This is a genomic window from Paenibacillus sp. IHB B 3084 (genome assembly GCF_001447315.1).
GTDB lineage: Bacteria > Bacillota > Bacilli > Paenibacillales > Paenibacillaceae > Paenibacillus.
The window spans coordinates 3,875,579-3,897,969 of record NZ_CP013203.1 but is presented as its reverse complement, the minus strand read 5'-3'; the positions used below and the strand labels follow the sequence as shown (position 1 = coordinate 3,897,969).

At 47.5% G+C, this 22,391-nt stretch carries 23 protein-coding genes and 2 pseudogenes; 9 read left to right on the top strand and 16 right to left on the bottom strand.

What is annotated here, in order from left to right; translation table 11 throughout:
- Positions 1-225 precede the first annotated feature (225 nt).
- Positions 226-1,254 carry a LacI family DNA-binding transcriptional regulator gene (locus ASL14_RS18265; RefSeq protein WP_134912940.1) on the top strand — a complete coding sequence of 343 codons (1,029 nt, stop codon included), beginning with the start codon at positions 226-228 and terminating at the stop codon, positions 1,252-1,254.
- Positions 1,255-1,430: 176 nt separating this feature from the next.
- On the opposite strand, the gene arsC is transcribed toward ASL14_RS18265, so the two are convergent.
- From arsC to ASL14_RS18250, 3 genes are all read right to left on the bottom strand, one after another.
- Positions 1,431-1,850: an arsenate reductase (thioredoxin) gene (gene arsC / locus ASL14_RS18260; RefSeq protein WP_044645741.1), complete on the bottom strand. Its 420-nt coding sequence runs from the start codon at positions 1,848-1,850 to the stop codon at positions 1,431-1,433.
- 26 nt (positions 1,851-1,876) lie between these two features.
- Entirely contained in the window at positions 1,877-3,172 is a 1,296-nt protein-coding gene (locus tag ASL14_RS18255; protein WP_134912939.1) for an arsenic transporter, read from the bottom strand.
- A 112-nt stretch (positions 3,173-3,284) separates the two neighbouring features.
- Entirely contained in the window at positions 3,285-3,635 is a 351-nt protein-coding gene (locus ASL14_RS18250) for an ArsR/SmtB family transcription factor (RefSeq protein ID WP_134912938.1), read from the bottom strand.
- A 162-nt stretch (positions 3,636-3,797) separates the two neighbouring features.
- Between ASL14_RS18250 and ASL14_RS18245 the strand changes: the two genes are divergently transcribed.
- The 6 genes and pseudogenes from ASL14_RS18245 to ASL14_RS18220 all read left to right on the top strand — a co-directional run bounded on the left by ASL14_RS18245 (position 3,798) and on the right by ASL14_RS18220 (position 10,528).
- On the top strand, positions 3,798-5,723 hold the full coding sequence (locus tag ASL14_RS18245; protein ID WP_134912937.1) for a BglG family transcription antiterminator: 1,926 nt from the start codon (positions 3,798-3,800) through the stop codon (positions 5,721-5,723).
- Positions 5,724-5,914: 191 nt separating this feature from the next.
- Positions 5,915-6,283: a PTS lactose/cellobiose transporter subunit IIA gene (locus ASL14_RS18240; protein WP_082067130.1), complete on the top strand. Its 369-nt coding sequence runs from the start codon at positions 5,915-5,917 to the stop codon at positions 6,281-6,283.
- Positions 6,284-6,301: 18 nt separating this feature from the next.
- Entirely contained in the window at positions 6,302-7,597 is a 1,296-nt protein-coding gene (locus tag ASL14_RS18235; protein ID WP_134912936.1) for a PTS sugar transporter subunit IIC, read from the top strand.
- Between the two features lie 90 nt (positions 7,598-7,687).
- Positions 7,688-8,746 carry a mannonate dehydratase gene (gene uxuA / locus ASL14_RS18230; protein WP_134914569.1) on the top strand — a complete coding sequence of 353 codons (1,059 nt, stop codon included), beginning with the start codon at positions 7,688-7,690 and terminating at the stop codon, positions 8,744-8,746.
- Positions 8,739-10,174: pseudogene (locus ASL14_RS18225) on the top strand (glycoside hydrolase family 1 protein). The gene uxuA and the pseudogene ASL14_RS18225 overlap by 8 nt, the downstream one beginning before the upstream one ends.
- Positions 10,175-10,204: 30 nt before the next feature.
- On the top strand, positions 10,205-10,528 hold the full coding sequence (locus tag ASL14_RS18220) for a PTS sugar transporter subunit IIB (RefSeq protein WP_134912935.1): 324 nt from the start codon (positions 10,205-10,207) through the stop codon (positions 10,526-10,528).
- 232 nt (positions 10,529-10,760) lie between these two features.
- Here the strand turns inward: ASL14_RS18220 and ASL14_RS18215 are convergent, their stop codons facing one another.
- The 4 genes from ASL14_RS18215 to ASL14_RS18200 all read right to left on the bottom strand — a co-directional run bounded on the left by ASL14_RS18215 (position 10,761) and on the right by ASL14_RS18200 (position 14,010).
- Positions 10,761-11,540 carry a M15 family metallopeptidase gene (locus ASL14_RS18215; protein WP_134912934.1) on the bottom strand — a complete coding sequence of 260 codons (780 nt, stop codon included), beginning with the start codon at positions 11,538-11,540 and terminating at the stop codon, positions 10,761-10,763.
- A 147-nt stretch (positions 11,541-11,687) separates the two neighbouring features.
- Positions 11,688-12,617, bottom strand: a complete 930-nt coding sequence (locus tag ASL14_RS18210; protein WP_134912933.1) for an NAD-dependent epimerase/dehydratase family protein — start codon at positions 12,615-12,617, stop codon at positions 11,688-11,690.
- Positions 12,618-12,743: 126 nt separating this feature from the next.
- A complete protein-coding gene (locus tag ASL14_RS18205) occupies positions 12,744-13,370 on the bottom strand; it encodes a DUF1796 family putative cysteine peptidase (RefSeq protein ID WP_134912932.1) in 627 nt (208 codons plus the stop codon).
- Positions 13,363-14,010 (bottom strand): DUF1796 family putative cysteine peptidase, encoded by a 648-nt coding sequence (locus ASL14_RS18200; protein WP_134912931.1) that lies wholly within the window; start codon positions 14,008-14,010, stop codon positions 13,363-13,365. The genes ASL14_RS18205 and ASL14_RS18200 overlap by 8 nt, the downstream gene beginning before the upstream one ends.
- A gap of 202 nt (positions 14,011-14,212) precedes the next feature.
- Between ASL14_RS18200 and ASL14_RS18195 the strand changes: the two genes are divergently transcribed.
- Complete coding sequence (locus ASL14_RS18195; protein WP_134912930.1) at positions 14,213-14,560, top strand: hypothetical protein; 348 nt, start codon at positions 14,213-14,215, stop codon at positions 14,558-14,560.
- A 25-nt stretch (positions 14,561-14,585) separates the two neighbouring features.
- Positions 14,586-15,008 carry a hypothetical protein gene (locus tag ASL14_RS18190; protein WP_134912929.1) on the top strand — a complete coding sequence of 141 codons (423 nt, stop codon included), beginning with the start codon at positions 14,586-14,588 and terminating at the stop codon, positions 15,006-15,008.
- An 86-nt stretch (positions 15,009-15,094) separates the two neighbouring features.
- Here the strand turns inward: ASL14_RS18190 and ASL14_RS27440 are convergent, their stop codons facing one another.
- The 9 genes and pseudogenes from ASL14_RS27440 to wecB all read right to left on the bottom strand — a co-directional run bounded on the left by ASL14_RS27440 (position 15,095) and on the right by wecB (position 22,365).
- Positions 15,095-15,268: a hypothetical protein gene (locus ASL14_RS27440; RefSeq protein WP_187644874.1), complete on the bottom strand. Its 174-nt coding sequence runs from the start codon at positions 15,266-15,268 to the stop codon at positions 15,095-15,097.
- A 22-nt stretch (positions 15,269-15,290) separates the two neighbouring features.
- Complete coding sequence (locus ASL14_RS18185; RefSeq protein WP_134912928.1) at positions 15,291-16,511, bottom strand: glycosyltransferase family 4 protein; 1,221 nt, start codon at positions 16,509-16,511, stop codon at positions 15,291-15,293.
- A 7-nt stretch (positions 16,512-16,518) separates the two neighbouring features.
- Positions 16,519-17,535, bottom strand: a complete 1,017-nt coding sequence (locus tag ASL14_RS18180; protein WP_223264023.1) for a glycosyltransferase — start codon at positions 17,533-17,535, stop codon at positions 16,519-16,521.
- The gene (locus tag ASL14_RS28200) at positions 17,532-17,714 is read right to left on the bottom strand and encodes a hypothetical protein (RefSeq protein ID WP_223264022.1); all 183 of its coding nucleotides are present in this window, start codon (positions 17,712-17,714) and stop codon (positions 17,532-17,534) included. Before ASL14_RS28200 ends, ASL14_RS18180 begins: the two co-directional genes overlap by 4 nt.
- A 31-nt stretch (positions 17,715-17,745) precedes the next feature.
- Positions 17,746-18,459, bottom strand: coding sequence for a glycosyltransferase (locus ASL14_RS18175; protein ID WP_134912927.1), 714 nt, complete (start codon positions 18,457-18,459; stop codon positions 17,746-17,748).
- The gene (locus ASL14_RS18170) at positions 18,456-19,484 is read right to left on the bottom strand and encodes an NAD-dependent epimerase/dehydratase family protein (RefSeq protein WP_134912926.1); all 1,029 of its coding nucleotides are present in this window, start codon (positions 19,482-19,484) and stop codon (positions 18,456-18,458) included. Before ASL14_RS18170 ends, ASL14_RS18175 begins: the two co-directional genes overlap by 4 nt.
- Entirely contained in the window at positions 19,442-20,299 is an 858-nt protein-coding gene (locus ASL14_RS18165; protein WP_134912925.1) for a dTDP-4-dehydrorhamnose reductase family protein, read from the bottom strand. The genes ASL14_RS18170 and ASL14_RS18165 overlap by 43 nt, the downstream gene beginning before the upstream one ends.
- A pseudogene (locus ASL14_RS18160) lies at positions 20,296-21,281 on the bottom strand (polysaccharide biosynthesis protein). Before ASL14_RS18160 ends, ASL14_RS18165 begins: the two are co-directional and overlap by 4 nt.
- On the bottom strand, positions 21,274-22,365 hold the full coding sequence (wecB, locus tag ASL14_RS18155; protein WP_134912924.1) for a non-hydrolyzing UDP-N-acetylglucosamine 2-epimerase: 1,092 nt from the start codon (positions 22,363-22,365) through the stop codon (positions 21,274-21,276). The pseudogene ASL14_RS18160 and the gene wecB overlap by 8 nt, the downstream one beginning before the upstream one ends.
- Between the last annotated feature and the right edge of the window lie 26 nt (positions 22,366-22,391).

Below are 22,391 nucleotides of genomic sequence, written 5' to 3'. Positions count from 1 at the left end.
TCTTAATTTTTTTCTAAATATAACTAAACTAAAAAACTAATTTTATATTTTTTTCGTAAAATAAACTAAATTAAAGCGCTTTACATCTGAATATTAACATCAAAAATCATAATTGGTCAACATATTTTTAATTATCACATTTTAGTTTAGTTTAGTTTATAAACTAAACTTTCTCGTATAATAATGTTATAATTTATGTAGTTTAGTCCAATAGGAGGATCCACATTGAAAATTGATGATATTGCAAGGCTTGCCGGTGTTTCGAAATCTGCCGTCTCTCTTGCTTTTAATAATAAGCCCGGAGTTAGCGAAGAAACGAAGCAGCATATTTTAAAAATCGCTGAAGAACATGAATATAAACCACGAACCATGAAGACAAACAAGGAATTCTCTAAAAATTACAATGTGATTCGTTTTGTTGCGTGCAAAAATACAGACATCGTAACAGAGCATTATGACTCGCTTCCATTTTTTAATGAATTAATTCATCATATTACCAATCAGGTGAGAGAACATGGAAACACCCTTATTTTTTCGTCTTTTGATAGCCATAGCCTTGTAGAAGAATTATCTGCTCTGGAAAAAGACCACCCCTCCTCTGGGGTGCTTCTGCTTGGCACCAATTTAACTTCCGAGGATATTTATTCTATACAATCCATTCATTCCAATATCGTTATTTTGGATACCTGCTTTGAACATATTGATGCCAGTTTTGTATCCATTAATAACTACCTTGGCGGCTATCAGGCAGGTCAATATTTAATTCAGTTAGGACACAAGAAAATAGGATACGTACAATCCAGTACCAGAATTCTTAACTTTAAAAAACGAAAGGAAGGGTTTATGGCAGCTTTGGAGGAACACAATCTTTCCATAGAAAATGGGCTTACATTTGATTTGAATCCCCTGCTTGTAATGTCACAGGATTCATTTAAAGCAGCTATTCATGAATTGGGTGAGCTGCCTTCGGCATTATTTTGCGAAAATGATTACATGGCGATCAGCGCCATTAAAACGTTTCAAGACATGAACATACGCGTGCCTGAACAAATTTCTGTTATGGGATTTGATAATATTCATGAGGCCAAGGTCATTAGCCCGGAACTCACAACCATTCATGTGAAAAAGGATATTTTGGCCCAAACTGCTGTAAAGTTGCTTATGGAGAGGCTTAACAACAATCAGGAGCATCATACTCAGGTTCTGGTGAATACAGAGGTTATAGAAAGAAAATCTTGTTTAGCCTCAGAATGACCTAGGATAAGGAAACTAAATGGGGTGATAGAGAAGATAACAAGAGGGAGGGTTCAGCATGATATATGATTATGTGAGCTGGACAGGAGCGGTCTTCATCATACTCGCCATTATTTTAAGTGGAACAGGGGTTCTATGATTCTAAAATAAAGCCGCCGGGTAGGCGGCCTGCCTATTTACTCTCCTGTTTCAGCAAACTTATGAATGCGTACCCCAATTTCATCACGCACACGCTGGAAGACGGCCCATTTTTCTTCTTCGGTACCCTGCGCTTTCGCTGGATCATCAAAACCCCAGTGCTCACGGCGCACATGAGGAGGCGTAACAGGACATTTATCCGCTGCATCCCCGCACAAGGTCACAACCAAGTCGGCGGAGTTTAGCCGTTCAGAGCTGATGATATCTGATGTTTGCCCTGAAATATCAATCTCCACTTCCTGCATCGCCTGTACAGCTTTCGGGTTCAGTCCATGCGCTTCAATGCCTGCGCTGTATACATTCCAGTGATCGCCCAGAACCTTTTTGGCCCAGCCTTCTGCTATCTGACTACGGCAAGAGTTACCAGTACACAAGAAGTAAATTGTCTTTTTATCCATGATGATCGTCTCCTTTAGTGTTTAAATCATAATATTGTCAACCACAAATATAAACCCAAAAGCGTGAAAAAAAGCGTAGGCAAGGTCAGAATTACACCTGTTTTAAAGTAGGTTCCCCAACGAATCTTTATGCCTTTAGAAGTAAGCACATGCAGCCAGAGCAGCGTAGCCAAGGAGCCAATGGGTGTCATCTTGGGCCCTAAATCCGACCCGATTACATTGGCGTAAACAAGTGCCTCCCGGATCATTCCTGTTGCGTTCGTAGCATGGATCGCCAACGCATTAATCATGACCGTAGGCATGTTGTTCATCACCGACGAAATGACAGCAGCCATAAAACCCATAGCCATCGTAGCCACAAACATCCCCTCGTCTGCTGCCGCTTGAATAAAATGAGCTAGCAAATCTGTCAAACCCACATTACGCAACCCGTATACTACGACGTACATCCCGATGGAGAAAAATACGATGGCCCATGGCGCACTTTTCATGACTTCTTTTACAGGTACCACAGGACTTTTACGAGCAATAAATAAGAGAATAACAGCAATGATTGTCACAATTACCGAAACTGGAATGTTGAAAAATTCGCTGATCAGATAACCTGCAAGCAGGAGGGACAGGAAGATCCAGGAAAGCCGGAACATTTTCGCATCCTTAATCGCTTTAGCAGGAACCGTTACATGAGCAACATCAAACTTTCCTGGAATGCTTTTACGGAAAAAGAGATACAGCACTAACATGCTCGCAGCTATAGAAAAAAAATTCGGAATAATCATACGGCCTGCATACTCCATAAATGTGATGTTGAAGAAATTGGCGGTCACGATGTTAACCAAATTGCTGACGACGAGCGGAAGCGAAGCTGTATCTGCAATAAAGCCGCTGGCTATGATAAAAGGGAATACCCTTGTTTCTTCAAACTTGAGCGCCCGTACCATCGCCAGCACAATGGGAGTCAGGATCAAAGCGGCACCATCATTTGCAAAAAAAGCAGCTACCACCGCTCCCAGCAAAGTCACATACATAAACAGCCGGACCCCGCTTCCCTGCGCAGCCCTCGCCATATGTAAAGCGGCCCATTCAAATAGTCCGATCTTATCCAGCACCAATGAAATGAGAATAATAGCTACAAAAGCCAGCGTGGCATTCCACACGATTAGGGTTACTTCCCACACATCTTGAATATGAACCACGCCAACAAGCAGAGCCAAAATTGCTCCTGCAGAGGCTGACCATCCAATAGACAGGTTCTTGGGCTGCCAGATCACCAGCGTCAAAGTTAACAGGAAAATAGCGCATGCCAAGAAAACCGATAACACGCTCAAACCTCCGATCCAAGATGTATCATCACATCAAATCATTTTATAAGCATATGCTTATATATTGGGCATCATTTCCCATGCTCACAGAGGCAACTTTTCCATCGAATCTTTAGCAGGAGCAGGAATTCGAAGCAGGTCCGCAAGCAGCGGTTGGTTCTTCTTTATTTAAAAGCTTCAAAATTTGCTTCTCATCTGGCATACATTGAAGGACCGCTTGAATATGAGGCTTGTCCTCCACATTGAGAGAATAGTACACCCACTGTCCGCGTCGAGCTTCTTTTACAATCCCTTGAGACTTTAGCTTTCTTAGATGCTGGCTGATACCCGGTTGCGAAATATCAAAAATCTCGACAAATTCGCACACACACCATTCCCTCTCTTGGAGCAAAGAGAGCATCGTCAGCCGTGTTCTATCACCCAATAGCTTTAATTGATCCGCTACATAAGCCAGTTGGTCCAATACGACCACCTCTTCTCTCTATATAATCATTTGCTTATATCTTAATTGTATACTCAACACCACTCTTTTTCAATACAATCGTATAATCGAATTTTTCACTTTTTCATAACCAATCTACCGTTGTATACTGTTCATCAGAACTGCTATGGAAGGAGGCTCATTTTGCGTATTTTTGATATTCTTCGTATATTGGTTGCAGAACAGATGGTCAACGGAGAACACTTGGCAAATGTATTGAAGGTATCCTCTCGAACCATACGAACGGATTTAAAGGAATTGGGTGCGCTGTTGTCGAAGCATGGAGCAGCAGTCAAACCCCTTAAAGGAACGGGCTACAAGTTAGAGATTCGGGACGAGCAAGCATTTCATCATCTGCTGAAGCAATTAAAGGTTTATGAAAATCATGTGCCTTATCCATTAGCGAATTCTTCAGAAGCCAGAAATCGTTATTTAATGAAAAAGCTGCTGCTCACCAATGCATATATCAAGCTTGATGATTTAGCTGAAATTCTGTATGTTAGTCGATCTACTTTACAGAATGACCTCAAAGAACTGCGCAAATTACTGGCAACTTACGGACTCTCTCTGGAGAACAGACCGTATCATGGCATTCGAGTCAAAGGTAACGAGGCCAAGCTGCGTTATTGCATTTCTGACTATATATTTAGTAGAACAGATGAAATAGGCGAGCAGCAGATGTCCCACCCTCCTCTGATCTCTAACGAAGAGATGGTATTCATAAGAGAAGTGATTCTGGATCGTATTGAATTCAATGATATTCAGTTGTCGGACATTGCTTTGAACAATCTGGTCATTCATATTGCTATAGCATGTAAGCGCATTCGTGAAGAAAGGTATGTTTCGTATTATCCTCAAGAGATGAAAAAAATTGAAGCGCAGAAAGAGTTTATGGTGGCGACTGAGATCGTATCCGCTTTGGAACAAAACATGAAGCACTCCTTTCCGCTTGTTGAAGTTGCGTACATTGCTGTGCATTTGCTGGGTGTAAGAACAGTCGTTAGTGCCCATATGGATGAAGTGGAGATTAAAAAGATCATTGATAAAGATATCTACGAACTGACTATTGAAATACTGGATCAAATTGATCAGCAGTTGAAAATGAACATTCACAACGACAAGGAATTGCTGATTGCTTTTTGCCTTCACCTCAAACCGGTCATTAACCGCTATCAATACGGAATGAATTTGCGTAATCCTATGCTCGATGAAATCAAAGCCAATTACCCGCTTGCCTTTGAAGCAGGTATCATTGCTGCGGAAGTCATCAAGCAACGGCTTCATATACACATCGAGGAAAATGAAATTGGGTATTTAGCCATTCATATCGGAGTCGCGATGGAAAGAAAGAAAATGGAGGGCGCACCCAAGAGGTGCATGATCGTATGTGCTTCTGGACTCGGCAGCGCAAAGCTGCTGTATTATAAGCTTCAATCGGTTTTCGGTTCCAGGTTGGATATCGTGGGAACCACTGAATTTTATAAGCTTAAACAAATGCCGTTGGACACACTGGACTTTGTCATTAGCACGATCCCCATTTCAGAACCGCTTTCTGTACCCATGATACATGTGAATACATTTTTGGGCGGTTCCGATATCACTAAAATTGAACAAGCAATCTCAGAGGCAAGACTTCCTGCTGTGCAGTATGTACGAAAAAAATTGGTTTTTCTTCAGCAGAAGTTTGATAACAAACTCCAAGTGCTTGAATTTATAGCCGCAAAAATACACGAAGCCGATCTTGTGAAAGGCCCCCTGCTGCAATCTGTGGTAGAGCGTGAAGCTGTTTCCCCAACTTCATTTGGCAATTTTGTCGCGATCCCGCATCCGATGGAACCTTTCGCTGATTCCACGTTTTGGGCCATCTGTACATTACAAAAAGCCATCGATTGGGATGGCAAACCGGTACAGTTTATCTGTATGCTCTGCATACAGCGCACCAAATCAGAAGATTTACAGAGTATGTATCATATTTTGCTTGAAATCTTAAATAATGAAAAGCTCGTCCAACAGCTTATCCGCTGCAAAACGTACACGGAATTCGTAGAAGTGCTGCATATAAATAGCTGAATATTAGCAATATGTAATACAAAGGAGGAACCTGAAGCCTGCAAGGCGGGGGTCTCTCCTTTTTTGGTGATGAAGAAGTCATTTAGAAGAGACGATTTTTCCGTTAAGAAGCGGAAAAAGTATGCGTTAAATTGAAAGCGATTCCAAATTATAATGCTAAAGAAGGCAGCTTTTGAAGGGAGATAAAAAACATGAATAATGATGAAACTACAGAGCACGACGTGAGTATGGAGGGCATGGATGATACAGAAATTGTATTCCAAATTATATTATACGCTGGGAATGCACGCAGCTCTGCCATGGAGGCGATTGAGCTTGCAAAGGCGGGAAAGTTTCAGGAAGCCAAAGAAGAATTAGCCTCAGCTAAAAAAGAACTGGTGTCCTCCCACAAAATTCAAACCAGAATCATTAATAAGGAAGCAGCGGGTGAAAAAACAGAGATGTCGGTCATGATGGTACATGCTCAAGATCATTTGATGAATGCCATCACCATTCGAGATATGGCCTCAGAGTTTGTAGACCTGTATGAACGTATTGATCAATTCGTACCAAAATCGTAGAGGGAGGGGCGCTATCCCATGGCTTTCAAAGACAAACTGGTTGACGGCCTCACATCAGTGGCAAATGCAATCAACAATTTTAAATATATTATAGCGATCAAATCAGCCTTTATCACATTAATGCCTGTCATCATTGTGGGTGCCTTTGCTGTTCTGATTTCCAATATGGTGATGGACCCGGTAAATGGTCTGGCCCATTTTAAACCTTTCTCCTTCCTGGCAGAGTACAAACCGATTTTCTCAGGTATTAACTATGCCAGCTTGAATATCCTTACCATCCTGGCTATTTTCATGATTGGTCTGGAGCTAGGAAAAATTAACGGGGAGAAAAATCTCTTTCCAGGACTACTCGCTGTGATCTGCTTTATATCTGTGACGCCAACCACGATAGAGTTGATGGTTAACGGAGAAATGCAAAAAGTAACGGATGTCATAGCCCGCCAGTTTACGGATACCAAAAGCTTGTTTTTAGGTATTTTCATAAGCATTCTATCCGTTGAGCTGTACAGCAAGCTGGGCAAGTCCGATAAGCTAAAAATTAAAATGCCTGAAAGTGTTCCCAGCAATGTGGCTGTTTCTTTCTCTGCACTCATTCCAACCATCATTACGGTGACTGTCTTCTCGATGCTTGGATTCTTCTTTCATAAATTTACGGGTCTCTACCTGTATGATGCCGTCTATAATGTGGTGCAAAAACCTCTGGAGACCGTGGTGCAAGGACTGCCGGGTATACTGGTACTGATGCTGGTTGCGCAAATCTTTTGGGTGATCGGCATTCATGGGAACCAAATGGTAAAGCCGATTCGTGAACCTCTGCTGCTTGGAGCGATTACCGTCAACATGACTGCTTATGAGCAAGGACTGCCGATTCCGAACATTATTACGATGCCTTTCTGGGACGTATACATGAGTATCGGTGGTTCAGGGATTACACTGGCCCTTTTGATTTGTATTATGATCGCCTCCAAGCGTGAGGATATGAAGGAAATTACCAAGCTTTCGTTTGGACCGGGCCTGTTTAATATTAACGAGCCTGTCATTTTCGGACTTCCGATTATGTTGAATCCATTGATGGCTATCCCTTTCATTATTACTCCGCTTATCACAGGAACGATTGGCTACTTTTCGACGTTGCTTGGATTTGCAGGTAAGGCCGTCGTCATGGTTCCATGGACTACTCCGCCTATTATTAATGCCTACCTGTCTACAGGCGGAAGCATTGGCGCCGTCGTAACTCAGATCATTTGTATTGTGGTAGCGATTATCATCTATTTCCCGTTCGTCAAAATTGCCAACAAGCGAACGGCTGAATAATGCGCTACTATAGAAATATATCGTTCAATTGAAAGCGTATTCTTAATGGATTGAGGTTAACGCCAACTTTAAAGGAAGAAGCTGATTATGGTGAAAATGACTTTTCGGTGGTATGGCGAGCAGGATTCCATTCCACTCTCTTACATCCGGCATGTCCCCTATATCAAAGGAATTGTAAGCGCGGTTTATACCGTTCCGCCTGGAGAGGTATGGCCTATGGAGCGTATCACTGCTCTCAAGCAGCAAATCGAGGAAGCAGGACTTCAGTTTGAAGTCGTGGAAAGCGTTCCGGTACATGAAGCGATCAAGCTGGGACTCTCCACCAGAGATAACTATATTGCCAACTATAAAGAAACGCTGAGAAGGCTGGGTGATGCCGGGGTAAAAGTAGTCTGTTACAATTTCATGCCTGCCTTTGACTGGTTTCGTACCGTCATTGACAAGCCTCTTCCCGACGGATCGTTGACATTGGCTTTCTCGGGGGAAGAACTGAAAAAGATTGAGCCGATCATTGCTGATTTTACGCTCCCAGGTTGGGATTTATCATATCCAAAAAAAGAGCTTCCTGCTTTGATGAAACAGTATAAACAACTGGGAGCCGAAGGAATCTGGGAAAATCTAGCTTATTTTCTGGCAGAAGTGATTCCCGTGGCCGAAGAGGTCGGCGTGAAAATGGCGATCCATCCGGATGACCCGCCATGGCCTGTTCTGGGTCTGCCGCGTATTCTTAGCAAAGAAGCGGATTTTGACCGTCTGCTGGAGCTTCAGCCCAGCGTGCATAACGGTATTACCTTTTGCAGTGGCTCGCTAGGCAGCTCACCAGACAATGATTTACCCAAAATGCTAGATAAATACGCCGCGCAAAAAAGGATTCATTTTGTTCATCTACGTAATGTCAAACGTTATCCTAATGGTGATTTTGAAGAGTCAGCGCATCTGTCCGAATCGGGTAGCATAGATATGGCGGAGCTGATTCATATCCTGCATCGTCATCAGTTTGAAGGGTATGTAAGACCTGACCACGGGAGAATGATCTGGGGAGAGCAAGGAAAGCCCGGCTATGGACTGTATGACCGTGCACTGGGAGCGGCCTACTTAACGGGCCTTTGGGAATCTATAGAACGAAAAGGAGAAGCATGTAATGGCTAAACATACGATACAAATTCCGTCGAATTTCATCATGGGTGCTGCGGCTTCCGCCTGGCAGACAGAGGGCTGGAGTGGTAAAAAAGAAGGTCAGGATTCATTTCTCGACCAATGGTACAAAAATGACCGCTATGTCTGGCACAATGGATATGGGCCTGCGGGTGCAACCGACTTCTATAATCGTTACGCCGAGGATATTGCGCTGATGAAGCAGATTGGCCTGACCCATTATCGTACTTCTATTAATTGGTCCCGCTTCTTAACGGATTATGAGAATGTTGTCGTGGATGAAACGTATGCAGATTATATGAGCCGGGTCATTGACGAGTTGATTGCAAGCGGGGTCGAGCCCATGATTTGTCTGGAGCACTACGAGGTGCCCGCTTATTTGCTAGACAAATATGAGGGCTGGTCTTCCAAGCATGTGGTGGAACTGTTTGTGAAATATGCGGAAAAGGTTTTGAACGGTACGGAGATCGGGTAAAACACTGGTTTACATTTAATGAGCCGATTGTTGTACAGACTCGTGTCTATCTGGATGCCCTTCGCTATCCCTATGAACAAAATACGCGGAAGTGGATGCAATGGAATTATAATAAAACGCTGGCAACCGCGAAGTGCGTACAACTCTTCAAGGCAAAAAATTATAGTCAGAACGGGGCGAAAATAGGCGTTATTCTGAATCCCGAAGTTACTTATGCCCGATCCAGCGCCCCTCATGACCAGTACGCGGCACATGTGTATGATTTATTTTACAATCGAGTATTTTTGGATCCTCTTATTAAAGGCGAATACCCGCAAGAACTATTCGACTTAATGAGCACGCATGATATTACATTTGAATCAACCACAGAAGAACTAACAGTGATTAAGGAACATACCGTTGACTACGTCGGGATCAATCTTTATTATCCCCACCGGGTCAAAGCGCAGAGTAAGGCGTGGAATGAAAATATTCCTTTTCATCCCTCTTACTACTATGAGCATTTCGATCTTCCGGGTAAAAGAATGAACAAGTCACGGGGCTGGGAGATTTATCCGAAAATCATTTACGATATGGGGATGCGTATCAAGAACGAATATAACAATATCGAGTGGTTTGTCGCGGAAAATGGTATGGGCATCGAGAATGAAGTTATCTTTAAAAATGAGGAACACATCATTCAGGACGACTATCGCATTGACTTTATAACTGAGCATTTATACTACACGTTACAAGCTGTAGAGGATGGTTCGAACTGTACAGGTTATATGCTGTGGGCCTTTACAGATAACGTTTCTCCTATGAATGCTTTTAAAAATCGCTATGGACTGGTGGAAATTAACCTGGAGAATGGTCGAAGTCGGCATTTGAAGAAATCCGGCTACTGGTATCAAGCTGCCATCAAAGAACGCTCGTTTGTTGCTGATCTGGATGAAGAGTATAAATAATTAAAAATCAATTTCTGGAGGCGTTCAAATATGAAAAAAATTATTCTGGCCTGCTCTGCGGGTATGTCCACATCCATTCTGGTTTCCAAGATGAAAAAAGAAGCAGCAGCAAGGTCCATAGAGCTGAACATCGAAGCCATCCCCGAAAGTACCATTAAGGAAGAGCTGGAAGGCATTAAAGATTCTGTAATTGCTATTTTGCTTGGTCCTCAAGTACGGATGCGTAAAAAGCCGGTTGCCGAAATTGCAGCTCCCTATGGAATCCCTGTGGATGTCATTGACACGATGGCTTACGGTAGAGGAAACGGTGCCGCCGTGCTGGATCAAGCCTTGAAGCTGGCTGGCGAATCATAATGAACATGTAGACATTTTTCGATGAATAGCAAAAGGCGGCAGTCTCCCATCAGGAAGCTGCCGCCTTTCCGTGTATTGATATACATATTGATAATGATTATCCCGTCACCTTGAACCGTCCAATCAACTGGCGTAGCTCGGCGGACATCCCTTTCAGACTCTCCGCCGATTGGCTGACGCCTTCCATGGAGGTTAGCTGCCCATCCTTTTTAGTTAAATCGTCCCATATTTCCTATTCCACATCAAAATTGAAGTATGTTTTAGCATAAGGCTCCTTCATCAGCGTAAAGTGCCACCATTCCTTGCTGTAAGGTTTGAAGCCACGCTTCACCATAGCATCCCTAAGGATTTTTCGGTTCGCCTGCTGTGTCTTGCTGATCAGCTTCGTATTGTAATAGGAAATATCACCGAAAAAATCAAACGGACTCCCCATATCGACAGCCTTCCCCGTTTTGATGTGCACCAGCGTCAAATCCACGGTGCTGCCCCGTGAATGGCCGGATTTCCTGGCGATGAAGCCCAGCTTGAACAAATTGCGCTTATCCAGCTTCGGGTAATACTGCTGCTTCATTTTCACATCACCGCTATCCTGCGACCATCTAACAAAATGATTCACGGCTTTTTGCGGGCGATAGGCATCGTATACTTTCAACAGATACCCTTTGGCTGCCAGATCGTCGCTGACCCCTTTTAAAGCCTCTGCACCTGTATGGGTCATGATCGCAAAAGGCCCCTTATATCCATCAATCCGTCTGCCGACAAAGTTATTCTCACTATAATAGCGGATTTCATATTGCGCCGCAGGAATCACTTCATCCAGATACACGAATCCCTTGGGCAATTTATTTTTCTTCTCAATGGTCAAGTTCTGCGTAGTACTGCTATCCGTTGTTCCGTCCGAAGCTCCGGCAGCAACAGATGTATCGGCTGCTAAAGAAAAAGAACCTGCATCCAGCAATAACGTACATGTGACCAGGGTGATACCTATTGTTCTTAAAGCCTGCTTCAACATGGGTTCAGACTCCTCCTTTGTGAAACCTGTGATCTATACTGCTGACCATTCTATCAGGTAAGTGCATATTTTCCTATAAGTAGCTGCCAGGCTATCCATAAAAAAGAGGCTGATCCCCAGCCCCTTCCTGAATCCCACGCTTTCCCGCTACATGCCTTCTTTGCCTGAACCCATACTGCTCACGTACGTTTCCTTCAATCCGGCAGAGATGCCATATAGCGGTTCCCACCGAAGCCAATGTCTCGCGACTGCGTTGCTAAGACAGCTATGGTGAATGTCTCCCACCCGCGCAGCCGAATACACGGGCCGAATAGACGAGCCGTGCAGCTTCAGCAAATCGTAGGCCAGCCGATTGATGGACGTGGTTCGTCCCGTACTCACATGTACTGTACGTTGATCCGCTGCACGTATAGCCGCCATATTGGCTCTGACTACATCCTTGACGTACACAAAATCGCGGGTTTGCGTTCCGTCGCCGTGAATGAGCAAGGGGCTTCCTTTTTTCAACCGATCCATAAAAAGAGCGACTACACCGCCCTCTCCCTTCGCCGCCTGACCGGGACCATATACATTACCGTAACGCAAAATCGTGTAATTCATGCCATATAACCGATGAAAAAGCTGGATATACGATTCTGCGGTCAGCTTGGAAAGCCCGTAGCCCGAAATCGGCTTCACGGGATCGTCTTCCTGAATATATTGCTTTTGCAGTTCACCGTATACGCCGGATGTGGACGCGAATATCAGCTTGGATACACCAGCTTCATGACAAGCCTGCAACAGATGGATCGTCCCCATCACATTCACATCTGCGTCCACATCCGGTCGATGGATGGATTGCTGGACATCGGCCTGTGCCGCCAAGTGAAACACAATATCCGGGCTTTCCCGAATGAGCAGCGTCCGGGTCTCGGAGCTGCGGATATCCGCCATATGCATGACCGCGCGCGGGTCCACATTTGCGACATTCCCGGTCGTCAGATTATCCAGCACATGCACCCTAATGCCCGAATCAGCAAGCGCACGCACCAGATGGGAACCAATAAATCCGGCTCCCCCGGTGACCAAAGCCTTCACTAGCGCACCCTCCTTTTGAACCGAAGCAAGTTTCTTCCTTTCCCATCATGTTATGCGGCGCTCTACAGCTTGGCGCAGGCACAAGCACAGGCACCAAAGACAATCTAAGACGTACCTTCCCGTTGTTCAGACGTGTAGCCTGACGTTTGCCAGCATAAAGCGCCACATCTCATCCTGCCCGCTCCAAATATCCTCAGGCGGCAGCGCCACTGAAACCAGTTGCTCCAGCCCCCAGTCCAGCTCCGTCACACCGGCAGTCCCTGTATAATCTACGAATAACAAACGAAAATCGTGGGTGATCATCCTTGATAACACGGTGTGCAATTCTACCGCCTGCTCCCGGCTACCCCCCAGACGAACCAGCAGCAGACGGGACGCAAGCTCAGATTTCTCCAGTAGACGTGCGATGCGGCGATCAAGCGTCGTTTTGAATGCAGGATAGGAAGTCAGATGCTCCGATGTATTCTGGGTAACGGGAAAATGGTGTGCCGCCGTAATCTCATACGACGCGTCCTCGACCATAAAGTTATGCTCGCCGTAATCATGCCCCGTGACACGCAGGCTGGCATAGTCCATAAATCCGGCGAAACGGGCGTCCAGCAAGCGACTGATCTGCGACAAGTTGCCGGAAATCATCCAGTCCAGCGGTCCCGCATACGGACGCAGTCCGTTTTTATCCAGCTGAATGGAAGGCAGGCAATGTCCTCCAAGGCTGAATACAGCGTCATAATCCCCCTGCAATCGCTCAAGCACGCCGTCCTCCCCTTTCCGAAGACAAGGACATTCCCCCAAAAAGCGTACGCCAGTGCGGATCACTTTGGTAATTCCATACATCGGCAAAAGGCATTTCCACCGCGCATACATTCGCAAGCTGCCAGTCCAACTCGGTCAACTCTGTTACACCGGAACAATTAACGATGAGCAGACGAAATTCATGCGCCATCATGCCGGACAAGATGCGCTCCAGTTCCTCTACCTCTGCATAGGTTCCCAGCATACGGACGAACAAGCTGCGCTGCGCCTTCTGCGTTTTTGCAAAAAAACGTTCGATACGGCGGTCTATCTTCTCCCTGAACTCCGGATAAGTCGCCAGATCAGCGGACGTATTGCGTTCCTGCGGGAAATCATGTACCGAGATCACGTTATAATCGATATCCCTGACCATATAGTTCAGTTGGCTCGTACCAATGACACTTAAATTGGGCAAATCCATAAACCCGGCAAACCGGTTTTCCAGCAAGCGGTTCACATCGGACAGCGTGTCAGACATCATCCAGTCCAGCACCCCGGCAAACGGCCGCAGGCGGTTCTTTTCCAATTGAATGGCAGGCGTGCAGTTTTGCCCCAAACTGAAGACCGCATCATATTCCCCTGCCAGTTGTGCAAGTCTCATAGCCGTGCCTCCTTTTTTAAAGCGACCTTTCTCCTCAGGCCGCAGGTTGTTCCACGCTACATTACATGCACAGCTCGGCTAAAAGGGTTGGACCCCGGCGCGTATTTTGTCAAAAAAGGCGTACAACTATCCAGTCCAGACATGGCACATTTTCATATGATATAAGGCTGGTATACAACGGAATTCAAGGAGGCTACAGGATATGTCCGTGTTTCTTTTATCTGCTGATCATCACCTCGCTTATGACAGCGCCAGTATCCAGAACTGCCATGTGACCCTGTTCAATCGTGAAAAGAGACCTGTCGATGTACTGTTGGAAATAGGGAATGATAGCGGCGTTTTCCGGCGGCAGCTCCTTAGCCTGAGCGCTTCTCCCGAAGTCGGCTCCGTCGTACAGCTCAAGGATATGGAGACAGCCCAAAATCCTTTTTACCTGCGGGTGGTCACAAGTATATGCAATCCGGAAACGCTATTTATTTTGGCTGAATTTGTAGAGGATGGGAACGTGGTTGCTATGCGTACAGCCAGTCATTTTACCGTGACGCCCTAATATACGGACAGGAGAGGAAGAAGGTATGTTAAAATATTCGGTACAAAACAAAGCCGATGCAGGCACACATGCGCTGCCTTTTCAGGTCACCGGACAGGAGAACGTGCTATCTACGTTGATCATTCCTGCGAGTGAGTCTGAAGGACGTATTGTCATTGAAGCCTCCTTGGCATGGGAAAATCCGCTGCTCAACTGGGATATCGGAGAGCTGGATATCCGGCTGCGTCGCAACGACGGGCAGGGTCCCGTGTTGGACTGGTTGCAGGATTCCTGCTATCAGGAGGGCTTTGCCGAGCTAAGGTACGAGGAAACCGTGGAACCGACAGCGCCATATGTATATTGCCTGACCGTGCAATCGGCCGACCGCCGGGCCGTTGTCACGGGTCCACTCGTGATCCAAGGCTCGGTCTACGAAGATTCGGTTGATGAAAACCCAGACGGAACATGATCCGAAATCATCCAAAAGGCAGGCAGGGAACCACGTCCCCGCCTGCCTTTTACAATTGCTCCAGATGTATTAAATTACTGTCGTTCTCATGGCACAGTTTGTTTGATACGTTCCAGAATTTCAGTGTCCGGTAGCTTATAATGTTCCGGTAACGAGGTGTTAATCCGGTTCCATATTTCATAATCCACCTCAAAATCCGGGTGCGACTGCTGGATTTCAAAAATACGGTTGTACAAGTCTCCAACTACAGGAAAAGTCATGTTCCCCCTCCTCACTATCGAATCAACGTACTTGATTGAGCGCTTGCCCGTAAATACCCACGAGCCGTGCAATCATGACATCCAGAGACCAATGCGCAGTTCCCCATGTCTTGGCACGGTTCCCCATGGCCATACGCACGTCATCCTGAGCCAGCAAATGCTGCAAATGAGCTGCCAACGCCTCCACATCGCCAACCAGGGAAACCAGTCCAGTACGTTCATGCTCCACCATTTCCGGGAGTCCACCCGCATTCGATACCACTGCCGGAAGCCCCGAAACCTGCGCCTCCATAACCGAAAACGGCTGATTATCCTGTATGCTCGGATGAACAAAAATATCTGCCAGTTGCAAGAGGGCAGGCACATCTTCACGATGCCCGAGGAAAACTACCTCTTCCACCAGCCCCAGCTCCTTCGCCTGTGTTTGAAGCTCTTCCCTTTTGTCCCCCTCTCCAACAATCCAGCACACCCAATCCGTGCGCCTTGCTTTCAGCAAGCCAAGAGCGCTTATTAGATAATGCAGTCCTTTGATATATACCAGCCGTGAGGGACAAATAATGACTTTTTTCCCCTCGGGTCGTGTCATGTCCGTCCCCTTCGCCTGGACTTCCCAAAAGCGCTCGGTATCCAAGCCGTATTGGAAGGTGGCAATCTGCTGCTCTGGCACTTCAAATTCACGGACGAGCGTCTGTTTCATCCATTCCGTAGACGTAATGGTAATATCAGCGGACAGAGCGCCATAGTGCTCCAGCGCCCAATAATATTTCCACATCAAAGTCTCGCGGTAACCCTCCTCATGATCCCGTTCGAGAGCCATCATAACTTCGCGGGCCAGCGAGCCATGAATATTGGCCACCAATGCGCTATCCTTACGTTTGACCCGGCTTAGAGCACGCGTCGCAATGACATCCTGCGTGTGAATGATATCGTACTGATCCACCCCAAAATACGCCGCTGCCAGCTCCATACAGTATCGATCCTTTTCCACCGTCTGCACCCATGAATCCAAATGTAATACAGGTACAGCCGACTCATTCAGCTTCGCATCCAGCATGGGCAGCAGTTGAGCCTTCAGCAGCTCCCTATCTTCAAAAACAATATGGTATTTAGGTGTATCCGGTCCGTTCCCCATCAGGTCCACGGTGTGACCCTGTAGCTCCAGCCGTCGTTTAATTTGCAGCATAAACGGCCACACGCCTCCCAAATGAGGGATCGGCCAGTAGGTAGCCAGTAAAATTTTCACAACAACCTCACCTCCCCTCCTCTAAAGCCTGATGTAATCTATGAGTAAAGTAGACATAATTCCATTCTGGCGGGACAAAGCTCACTACTGTACCGCTGCCAATATTGGAGTGATCATCAAAATAGTAATAAAAAGCGTGGGTAGCTTCTAGCGGACGCAGAAAATCGGTCAGTTCATACAAATCGGTCACGGCGATATACGGTTTGACCCCATAGCAAACAACAAAGCGGGTTGTCGTTTCCCCAATGGCCTGAATTAGCGCTTCCTTAACAGAATAATACGGCCTTGGTGTGACGATCAGCCGAGGATCGGGAATACGTGGCAATAGAGAAGCGGCCTGTTGTTCTGGTGTAAGGTCGAGCAAACGAATGATGCAATTGCTATAATGCTGCTCCAGCAGTTTATCCAGCAGCGGCTCAGCTGTAGCAATATCGGTGACAGGCATTAAAATGTTCATTTCAACCGGAATACCTCGGCGTGCTCTCGCCTCGTGCTTGGCGATTTGGAAGATATAACGCCAGCGTCGATGCTCTTCCTGACTTTGGAGGCTGGCTGACACGCTGAAAGTGGAATTGACCCGATAGTCCATAAGCAATTCCGGAACGAATTTCATGTCACAGACCTCGGACAGCCGCAACCAATAGTCGTAATCCTCCACGGGCGGCAGCCGATAGCCGCCAATCAAGCGGGCATATTTGCTTTTGTACATAAACGAAACCCCAACAATGCTGGCATTCAGCAATTCATGATGCGGCTGGCTCTGATACCGGATGAGTGCCTGTTGTTGTTTGTCGTCATGCACCGAATTTCCCGATGCATCTATATGTCGGAAGGTGGAGAATACAAGGCCGAGCGAGTCCGGCCCGTGCTCCAGCTCTCGTCGCAGTCGTTCTATAAAGCCGGGATAATATACATTGTCACTGGATACCCAGGTCACATATGTGATCGCAGGATCTTGGAACAACTCGTCAAACCCCCGGTTGAGGGCACTGGATACTCCTTTGTTCTCAGGAAGTGTAATCAACTGGACACGCGGGTCCCCCCTGCTGCGTGGAGCGCTGGTCCCATCATTTCCGGCGCTCCGTCAATAACGATGATGAAGCGGAATTCCCTATAGTTCTGAGCCAGCACAGATGAAATCGCGGCTTGCAGATAGCCGATATCCTGTTTGTATAGCGGCATCACAATACCTGTATCTACCATATCAATCCCCCCTGACAGACTTCCGGCTTTATTAGGAAAAACCGTTCAACAACTGACTGAAGCGATCTCGATACCGTGCTTGGGTTATGTTGTACTCTCGTTCAACAGCGGGCCAATGCTTTTGGGTTCCCATTTCATCATGCCAACGGTAGTTGACCAGCGGTTCGTTCAGAAAAGGAAATGGGTATCCCGCCAGCATCACTCGGTACCACATATCCAGATCATGGGTATACGGCAGCAATTCATCGAACAGACCGATATGTGAGAACAGCTCCTTTTTAAACATGACCGTGCATCCGTTGACCGGATTTCCTTGCTGGAAAAAACGATAAAACTCCGGTAGGGAAGGAAACACAGCCGCCGCCTGATGGTTTGTAATCTGGCTGTAGTTATTGATGAAATTGAAATTGGTGTGAGAGATATACGCGCCTTGTTCCACCATAAAAGATACCTGGTTGTTTATTTTGTCCATATGATAGGTATCATCTGAGCTTAGCCACGCAATGTATTCGCCACTAGCATGCCGAATGCCATGATTCAGTGCGCTGGCCGTTCCTCCATTGGCTTTCCCTAAATAATGTATATATGGAAGATAAGGTTGAAGCATTTCGGTATGTGTCGTGGAACCGTCATCGACGACAATAATTTCAAGCGGGCCGTAGGTTTGCTCTAATGCGCTTTGCAGAGCCTGATCCACGTATCCACAGTTATAAAATGGAATGACGATTGTTACACTCGGTCTCATATCGTTCCTTCCTTTCCGGCTCGGTGGTATCGGATCATATCCTTCAGCGATTGCCCCAGCAGTATGATCGGCCTCCACCCCATGTCCTCCAGCTCCTTGGCCCGGTATGCATCTGTAGACGCTGACTCTGCCGCGTCCCCCCATTGGATGGCGACAGGTGTATCTGCCAGTGCAACCATACGTTCCACGATGTTGCCCAGTTCCACGATTCGGCCTGTGCAGACCGGATAAACCTGCCCCGGTACCCCTTGCTCCAGCAGCACACCGTAGGCTCTGACGGCATCGCGCACGTCGAGAAAATCACGCTGCGCATGCCGGGAAGATACCCGGAACGGTGCGGGTTCGAGTGCGGGCAAAGGCTCAGGAGCTGATTCGGTTGCCGACTCCCTGTACGTGCGCTCTGTACTGATGATATGACCTGCCAGCAATGCGCAAAAGCCGGTGGAGGGACCCGGGCCAATCAGATTGCAAGGCTCCGCCAGCATGACGGATTGGCCGAACAACGCGCTCCAGGAGAGCGCGACTGCCTCTTGAAGGCTTTTGCTGAGACTGTACGGATGCGATGGATGATATGGAGCCTGCAAAGCCGCTTTCAGCCGGGAACCCGCCACGACAATCCGGGCTGTGGGAAAAGGGCGCAGCGCATCCAGCAGATACAGCGTGGACAGCACATTGGATTCCATGTAGAGCAGCGGGCTTTGCCATGATTCGGGCACCGAATTTTTACCACCCAGATGAAGCACATAATCCGGCGCAATCTGGCCTATCACTTCGCGAAGACGTTCCTTATCGAGCAAATCGCATACATAAGACGTGATGTAGAAGCCGATGCAAGAATCTGCGCTGGAGTTCTCATCACCGTTCAACTGCAAGATCAGCTCCCGGGCGGAAGCAGCCGTGCGGGTCAGCGCCGCTACCTCCCAGCCGAGCTTTGCAAAATAGCGGCAGGCGTGTATCCCGGTATAGCCTGCCGCTCCGGTAATTACAATGACGGGCCGACGTTGTTCCGCTGTGCTTCTGTCCATTCCAGCAGCTCCTTCAGCATAATGCTGTAGTGAGGAACATCGTAGAGCAGATCGGCCCGGGTAGAACGAAGTGTCCGGTCTTGCACCGGCTCATCCTTCGGCACGATCTGAATATCCTCCCTCTTCCAGATATCCTTGAACAACAGCAACAGATCATGTTTGCTGATCGGTTCAGGATGAACCAGATGAATGAGTCCATCCAGCGGCCCATTCATCAACACCCGTATAGCCTTAGCCAGTTCCAGCGTAGTAACCCCGTTCCAAAAGACACGGCGATACCCGTCAACGTCCCCGCTCTGCTGCAAGAACCAGTTCAGCAGACCAATGCCCCCCGGACGGATTTCCGGGCCGATAATGGAGGTGCGAATCGTCAGATGTCCCGGCGCCTTCACTTCTCCGAGTATTTTCGTCAATGCATAGGCGCTTGTCCCGTCAGGCTGATCCGTCTCTTGATATAGACCTGGCACTCGCTTCCCTTCAAATACGCAGTCCGTGCTGATATGAATGAAACGGGCGCCGATGCTATCCGCCGTCCGCTGGAGAAGGTGCGGCAGCAGACCGTTAATTTGATATGCTGTAACCTGATCCTCTCCGGCATACTGGTTCAGCACACCCACCGCGTTAATAATGATGTCAGGCCGCACGCTCCGCACCAGCTGCTCCACCATAAAACTGTCGTTCACATCCAGCAGCAGGCCACCTTTATTCTTGGGATCACGCGTGGTGTAGAACACGTGATATCCGCCCTGCTTTTGAAAGTATTCGACCAGCACATGGCCTGCCATGCCGTTACCGCCCAAAATAAGAAGCTTCATTTAATGAACCCCCCGCTCTGGAGAATCCTCCGTATCTCCTCTTTGGACATCAGATTGAACTCCGAGCTAAAGCTGCTGAACGACACTGGAGGGCATTGCTTGTAGCGATCCTTTAGTTGGGGATATTCAGCGTTGGCAGAATGACCAAATACTGCTCGTCGTACACGACCGTCGTCAGACTTTCAAAGTCGCTCATTAAAATCTCATGAATTTTCTCGCCAGGACGGACACCTTTTTCTACAATTTCTACATTCTCCACGCCCGAATCCTCGATGAGCACCTCTGCCAAATCCACAATGCGGCAGGTTGGCATGGTCATGATGAAAATTTCCCCGCCGATACTTTCCACCGACGCCTTGAACAGTAGACTGATCGCATCCCGCAAAGTCAGGAAAAAGCGCGTCATGTTCATATCTGTGATCGAAACGGTACCCTTTTGGCGAATCTGGCTCTGAAAAAGATGCACCACACTTCCGTTCGTGCCCAATACATTGCCGCCACGCACCGTAACGAACTGCGTATCGCTATTCAGCAAATTGGCGTAGACAATCAGCTTTTCACCAATCGCCTTGGTCATCCCGTAAAAATTGGATGGGTTCGCGGCCTTGTCAGTCGATATATAAATGACTTTCTTGACCTGATTGATGACAGCGGCTTCGATCACGTTTTGGGTGCCTACCACATTCGTTTTGAGTGCTTCATAGGGCTGATCTTCACATACAGGTACGTGCTTGAGAGCCGCCAAATGAAATACATAGTCCACACCCTGACAGGCGGTAACCAGTGCATCCTTATCCCGAATATCCCCAATGCAGAAGCTAAGTCGTTCATCCTCAAACTGCCTGTTCATCGCAACCTGACTCGATTCTCCGCGCGAAAAGATAATGACCTCTTTGGGGTTACGCGGCAGTAACTGGGTAACCAGCTCATGCCCCCAGGAGCCGGTACCGCCGGTAACCAAGATACGTTGGTTTTCAAACATGCCGTTTCCCTCCAAGCAAAAATTTGACTACCTTATCTGACACATCCTCCGCCAGATATCCTGCGGGACACTGCCACTTATGCTTCATCCCGATCATTAAGGCTACCGCGTTCGCTATAACCTCTCCATCCAGCCCGGACACGATATTGCTGCCGCAATCCACGGTTTCCGGTCGTTCCGTCGTCCGGCGCATCGTGACCGTCGGCACACCCATGATGCAGCATTCCTCCTGTACGGTGCCGCTGTCCGTCAAAGCGCAGCGGGCATGCCGCTCCAGCAGTACGAAGTCAAAAAAACCGAACGGTTCGTGGAACTCCACCAGCGGATCAAGTTGGATCGGCGGATGACTCGCGATACGAGCGGCAGTGCGGGGATGAATACTGCAAATGACCCGCTGTCCGGACTGCTGCGCTACCCGATTCAGGCCATCCAGAATAGCCAGCAAATGCGGCGGATGGTCGACATTTTCGGCTCTGTGGGCGGTCACCAGGAAATATTGCTCCGGCGACAGTCCCAGCTTTTTCAAAATGTCGCTGCCGGACACCTCTTTCTCGTAATGCTGCATCACTTCGTAAATCGGGTTTCCGGTCAATATAATTCGTTGGCTCGGAAAGCCTTCGTGTATTAGATGCTGCTTGCTTTGCTCCGTATACGGCATATTAATCGTAGAAATCGCGTCAATGACGCGGCGATTCTTCTCTTCCGGCACATCCAGATCGTAGCAGCGGTTACCCGCCTCCATGTGCACGACCGGGTAGCCCATACGTTCCGCAAGCAAGGCGCACAGGGCGCTGTTCGTATCACCGAGCAGCAGCACATGATCCGGGCGCTCCTTGTTTAAAATATCCTCCATCTGCGAGTACATGGCAGACAGCTGTTTCCCCAGCGTCCCCGCCTTCTCCTGAAGCACATAATCCGGGGCACGTAGCCCCAGTTCGCGGAAGAATTGCCCGCTCAGGCTTTCCGTGTAATTTTGGCCCGTATGCACAAGCACATGCTGATCCGCATGGTGATCCAGCTTCGGAATGATCAGGCTGAGCCGTATAATTTCCGGTCTTGTGCCGAGCACGGTCAATATTTTCATCGTGTTGGAACCCACCTTTGCTGTCG